This is a genomic window from Streptomyces botrytidirepellens (genome assembly GCF_003721215.1).
GTDB lineage: Bacteria > Actinomycetota > Actinomycetes > Streptomycetales > Streptomycetaceae > Streptomyces > Streptomyces himastatinicus.
The window spans coordinates 1-5,492 of record NZ_RIBZ01000653.1 but is presented as its reverse complement, the minus strand read 5'-3'; the positions used below and the strand labels follow the sequence as shown (position 1 = coordinate 5,492).

The window sequence follows — 5,492 nt, the reverse complement described above, 5'->3', positions numbered from 1 at the left end:
CGCTGTCCCCGGTGGGCGGCCCGGCCCGGCCCGGCCCGGCGGGCGGACCGGAGGCGGCGTCGGCCGGGGGCACCACGGGCACCCCGCTGACCAGGGTGTCGCTGGACGCCTGGTCTGCCCCGCTGGGGGCGGTGAACTCGGGGTCGCGGAAGAGCGACGGCGACGGGTCGGCGTCCGCACCGGGACCGCCCAGCGGACCGGCCGGACCGGGCTGCACCATCGGGGTCGCGCCCGTGGTGGCGCCGAGGCTGCCCAGCGGCGAGCCGCCGGGCGGGGTCGGGGGCTGCCCGGCCGCGCCGTTCAGCGGGCCCACGCCCGAGCTGTCGGACAAGCCCGGGCCGGTGGGCGTGCCCGGACCGGGCGGCGCCAGCAGGTCCTCGTCCCGCGCCGGGGCACCGGGCATCCGCATCTCGCCGGTGACCGGGCCGGTCGTCGGGCCGCTGGGCTCCGGCGCTCCGGGGAGGCCGCCGCCGTCCGTGAAGTACGGCAGGTCGGCCTGCGCTCCGCCGCCCAGGGTCGGGGCGGGGAACTGCTGGGTGGTCTCCGGCGCCGGAGGCAGCGGGGTGCTCTGGGTGGTCGAGGAGCCCTTGGGGCGGCGGGGCGGCGCGAACCAGTCGCTGGTCTTGTCGCCGTCGCTCTTGCCGCCCTTGCCGCCCTTCTCGCGGCTCTCGCGGTCCTTGGCGTCCGCGCGCCCCTCCGCTGCCGCCGCGCCCAGCTCCGGGCTGCGGACGGCATCGGGCCGGGGCGTGGCTCCGGTGCGCTCGTCGTCCCCGTCATCCTCACCGGAGCGGGGTGCGGGCACGCCCTCCCCGTCGACGGTCTTGCGCATGACGACCGGCGGAATGGGCCGCGAACCCGGGATGTTGATCCGGATGCGGGTCGTCAGAGTGGTTTCGGTCTTCGGATCCTCCGGCTTGGCCGCGGCATCCGCCTCACCGTCACCGACGCCGCCCTGGAGGGCCTCCGGCGACGGGGACAGGCGGGATCCGTACGGCGGGGTGCCCGACGGATAGGCGGCACCGCCGCTACCCCCCCGGGCCCCGGAGGACGAACTGTCAGATTCACGGCTCAAAGCAGGTTCTCCCAGTTAGCTCCGCCGCCCGTCAGACCTCGCGCGGGCGGCTCGGCGGCGCGCACCACCATACTGGGCGCCGCGGTCGCGTACTTGACGGCCGCCCCATGGCCGCACCTTGTGGACCTCGTGCGTCGGCGGAGGACCGTCCGGGAACCCGGGAACATCGCGCCGGGTCCCGGGGGCGTCACGCCGTAAACGTCACGTCACTTACCAAGTCGGGCGGCCAGCGCGCCCGGTTGCGAGACCACCGGCAGGGTGGCACACATCACACCGATGAACATGCCGCCCAGCAGGAAGACGTACGACCCCAGGCCCGCGCTGAAGAGGAAGTCCCCTTCCGGGCGGGTGCTGGTCAGCAGCAGGACCACCAGCGTCCACGCCCCGGCGGGCAGGCCGCCGCCCATCCGCCGGTCGGTCGCCTTCACGCCGCCGTAGCACACGGCCGCGAGGCCGAGCAGCGCGAGCAGCAACCCGCCGGGGAACCAGAGCCCTTGGACCACCGCGCCCGCGACGGCGACCAGCGCCCCGAGGGCGGCGAGCAGCGCGTATCCCGCGAGACGGGCGGCCGTCATGCCGTCACCCCCGCGAACAGGTCGTCCTCGCGCTCCGCTCCCGGTTCACCCCTGACGAGCCGGTAGTGCTCGTGGACGAGCAGCGGCTGACCCAGGTCGTTGGAGAGCGCGAAGAACGGCGCGTCCACCGCGATCTGGGTGGCGTGGGCGCGCATCGCGGCGGTCTTGGCGTCGGCGTACGCGGTGCCGTCGATCACCGCCGAGACCTCCGCGTCCGCCACCACGCCCGGTACGTCGTCGGCGGTGGCGACACCGGGGAAGGGGGCCTCCTCGCCCGCCGCCCGGAGCCGCGCGAAGCCCTCCTCGACGGCCGAGCGCGGCACACAGTTCCAGTAGACCTTGCGAATCTCGTGCGGATCGCCCAGGTCACGACGGTAGACCGGATCCGCGGCCAGTTCCACCGCGCGCATGGCGACGCGGTGCGCCTGGATGTGGTCGGGGTGTCCGTAGCCCCCGTCGGCGTCGTACGCCACCAGGACCTGCGGCCGGATCTCGCGGATCACGGCCACCAGGTGGGAGGCGGCCTCGTCGAGGTCGGCCTGCCAGAAGCAGTCGGGGCGGCCGTTCTGCGGGGCGCCCATCATGCCCGAGTCGCGATATCTGCCCGGACCGCCCAGGAAACGGTGGTCCTGGACGCCCAACGCCTTCATGGCCGCGGCGAGTTCACCGATCCGGTGGGTGCCGAGGGTGTCGTCGCGGTCGGCGGCGAGGTGGGCCAGCTCCGCCGGAATGACCTCGCCTTCCTCACCGAGGGTGCAGGTCACCAGGGTGACGTGGGCACCCTCGGCCGCGTACTTGGCCATGGTCGCGCCGTTGTTGATCGACTCGTCATCCGGATGCGCGTGCACCAGGAGCAGACGACGGGCGGGAAGAACGGTCATGCCCACAGCCTACGATTCGCCCACCGGTGCCCGCGGACCGCGGGCACGGGCCCCCGTGGATCATCGCTCGTGCGTCGCCGGTCGTTCCCGATGGCTCAGAGTGGTTCCCGATGGCTCAGAGCTTCACGTCCCCGATCATGTTCGCCACGTTGGTGGTGAGGTCGTCGATGGTCGGCGCGACCGACGAGCTGGCCAGGTAGAAACCGAGCAGCACACAGATGAGCGCGTGCGCGGTTTTCAGCCCGGCCTTGTTGACGAGCATGACGACGATGATCAGCAGCAGCACAGACAACGAGATCGAGAGCGCCACAGCGACTCACCTCCAGGAACACGCGCTCGGACAGACAACATATTGATGCCACACGGGGCCTACCCACTATGCGCAATCGATCATAACTATCGGCGCGTGCGCACGAGTCGGTGCACGGGAGCATGACAGGGGCGCATGCCTGATCGCACGAACTGGCGCCTGGCCAGGAAGACTTCCCGCTGCTTATCCGCCATCTCACCGCCGACGAAGCTGGCTTGTTCTCACCCCCAGGACGGCTGGACCGTGCCCCTGGCAAGAGAGGGCAAGGGCCCCGGGCAAGCGACGGCACGGGCCGGTCCGGCCCGATCGATACGACACCCCTTGCGGCCCCGACGCGTGTACCGGTCAGTACGCCCCTCGTGATCTTCATGACCCGTACGCTCGCCCTATGACCGGACAGCTCTCCTTCCCTCGGCAGCACGCGCGCACCCAGCGCTTCACCCTCGGAGCGCCCCGGGCCTTCAGCGTGGCCCCCGACGACTCCCGCGTGGTCTTCCTGCGGTCCCGCGGCGGCACCGACCGGGCGGGCCTGCTGTGGGTGTACGACGTCGCCGGGCGGCGGGAGTACCCGGCCGCCGATCCGGTGGCTCTGCTCGGCGGCGCGGACGAGGAACTGTCCGCCGAGGAGCGGGCGCGCCGCGAGCGCAGCCGCGAGGGGTCGGCCGGGGTGGTCGGCTACGCGGTGGACCAGTCCGTCGAGACGGCGGCCTTCGCCCTCTCCGGGCGGCTGTTCGTCTCCGACCTGACCGGCGGCGAGTCCCGTGAGCTGCCCGCGCCGGGTCCCGTCGTGGACCCGCGCCCCTCCCCCGACGGCCGCCACGTCGCCTATGTGGCGGGCGGCGCGCTGCGCGTCACGGGCACCGGCGGCGACGGCGACCGGGCGCTCGCCGAACCGGAGGCCGACACCGTCACCTACGGTCTCGCCGAGTTCATCGCGGCCGAGGAGATGGACCGCACGCGCGGCTTCTGGTGGTCCCCGGACAGCGACACCCTGCTGGTCGCCCGCGCCGACGACGCCCCCGTACGCCGCTGGTGGATCGCCGACCCCGCGCACCCCGGCCAGGCGCCCACCGAGGTCGCCTACCCGGCCGCCGGCACCGCCGACGCCGAGGTGCGGCTCGTCCTGCTGGGCCTGGACGGCTCCCGTACGGAGATCGAGTGGGACCGGCAGCGCTACCCCTACCTCGCCCGGGTGCACTGGTCGGCCTACGGTCCGCCGCTGCTCCTCGTCCAGGCCCGGGACCAGCGCAGTCAGCTCTACCTGGCCGTGGACACCGGGAGCGGGCGGACCAGCACCGTGCACGCCGACGAGGACGCCGTATGGCTGGATCTCTTCCCCGGCGTGCCCGCCTGGACCCCCGACGGGCGGCTCGTCCGGATCGCGGACGAGGGCGGCGCCCGAGCCCTGATGGTCGGCGACCGCAAGCTCACCTCCGGCGCCCTCCAGGTGCGCGCGGTGCTCTCCGTCGGCGAGGACGACGTGCTGTTCTCCGCCGCCCCCGGCGCCGAGGCCGCGCTGCCCGACCAGCCCGGCGAGCTCGACGTCCACCGCGCCTGGTTCCGCGGCAGCGGCGACCAGGGCGGCTGGGAGCCGGTCGGCAAGCGGCCCTTCCCTGCCGTGCACTCCGCCGTGCGCGGCGACCGGCTCGTCGTGCTCAGCCACGCCGAGCCGGAGCGGCCCGGTGCCCGCGTGGAGCTGCTGCGGGCCACGGACCACGGGGCGGCGGAGACGGTCGCCGAGATCGCCTCGTACGCCGAGACCCCCGTCATCACCGCGCGCCCGCAGCTCACCTTCGCGGGCAAGAACGACATCCCCTGCGCGGTGCTCCTGCCGACCGGGTACGACGAGGGCGACGGGCCGCTGCCGGTCCTGATGGATCCGTACGGCGGACCGCACGGCCAGCGCGTGGTCGCCGCCCACAACGCGTACGTCACCTCGCAGTGGTTCGCCGACCAGGGCTTCGCGGTGATCGTCGCCGACGGGCGCGGCAGCCCCGGGCGCTCCCCCGCCTGGGAGAAGGCCGTCCGCGACGACCTCGCCGCCATCACCCTGGAGGACCAGGTCGAGGCCCTCACCGCGCTCGCCGGGCGCTACCCGCTGGACCTCGGACGGGTCTCCATCCGCGGCTGGTCCTACGGCGGCTACCTCGCCGGGCTCGCCGCGCTGCGCCGCCCCGACGTCTTCCACGCGGCAGTGGTGGGCGCGCCGGTCACCGACTGGCGGCTGTACGACACCCACTACACCGAGCGCTACCTGGGCCACCCCGACGAGCAGCCCGCGGTGTACGCGGCGAACTCGCTGGTGACGGACGAGGGGCTGTCCGGCGTGGCGGAGGGCCCGGCCCGCCCGATGATGATCATCCACGGGCTGGCGGACGACAACGTGGTCGTCGCCCACTCGCTGCGGCTCTCCTCGGCCCTGCTGGCCGCCGGGCACCCCCATGAGGTGCTGCCGCTGTCCGGGGTGACGCACATGACCCCGCAGGAGCAGGTCGCCGAGAACCTGCTCCTGCTCCAGGTCGACTTCCTGAAGCGGTCGCTGGGGCTCTAGAGGTGTCCCCGGTTCACCAGCCCGGCGGCGGGGACGGCGGAGGCGGCGGTGCCGTGGGCGGGGCGGCCGGAGGCGGCGGGGCGTAGCCCGGCGGAGCGGCGGG

At 74.0% G+C, this 5,492-nt stretch carries 4 protein-coding genes and 1 pseudogene; 1 reads left to right on the top strand and 4 read right to left on the bottom strand.

Annotated elements, in window-relative coordinates:
* From EEJ42_RS53360 to EEJ42_RS34755, 4 genes and pseudogenes are all read right to left on the bottom strand, one after another.
* Positions 1-1,072, bottom strand: a pseudogene (locus EEJ42_RS53360) (hypothetical protein); the annotation flags it as partial.
* Between the two features lie 206 nt (positions 1,073-1,278).
* Positions 1,279-1,647 (bottom strand): DUF6113 family protein, encoded by a 369-nt coding sequence (locus EEJ42_RS34765; RefSeq protein ID WP_123106159.1) that lies wholly within the window; start codon positions 1,645-1,647, stop codon positions 1,279-1,281.
* Positions 1,644-2,528 carry an N-acetyl-1-D-myo-inositol-2-amino-2-deoxy-alpha-D-glucopyranoside deacetylase gene (gene mshB / locus EEJ42_RS34760; RefSeq protein WP_123106163.1) on the bottom strand — a complete coding sequence of 295 codons (885 nt, stop codon included), beginning with the start codon at positions 2,526-2,528 and terminating at the stop codon, positions 1,644-1,646. Before mshB ends, EEJ42_RS34765 begins: the two co-directional genes overlap by 4 nt.
* A 115-nt stretch (positions 2,529-2,643) precedes the next feature.
* On the bottom strand, positions 2,644-2,838 hold the full coding sequence (locus EEJ42_RS34755) for a hypothetical protein (protein WP_009715279.1): 195 nt from the start codon (positions 2,836-2,838) through the stop codon (positions 2,644-2,646).
* A gap of 388 nt (positions 2,839-3,226) precedes the next feature.
* Between EEJ42_RS34755 and EEJ42_RS34750 the strand changes: the two genes are divergently transcribed.
* Positions 3,227-5,389 carry a S9 family peptidase gene (locus EEJ42_RS34750; RefSeq protein ID WP_123106157.1) on the top strand — a complete coding sequence of 721 codons (2,163 nt, stop codon included), beginning with the start codon at positions 3,227-3,229 and terminating at the stop codon, positions 5,387-5,389.
* The last annotated feature ends 103 nt before the right edge of the window (positions 5,390-5,492 follow it).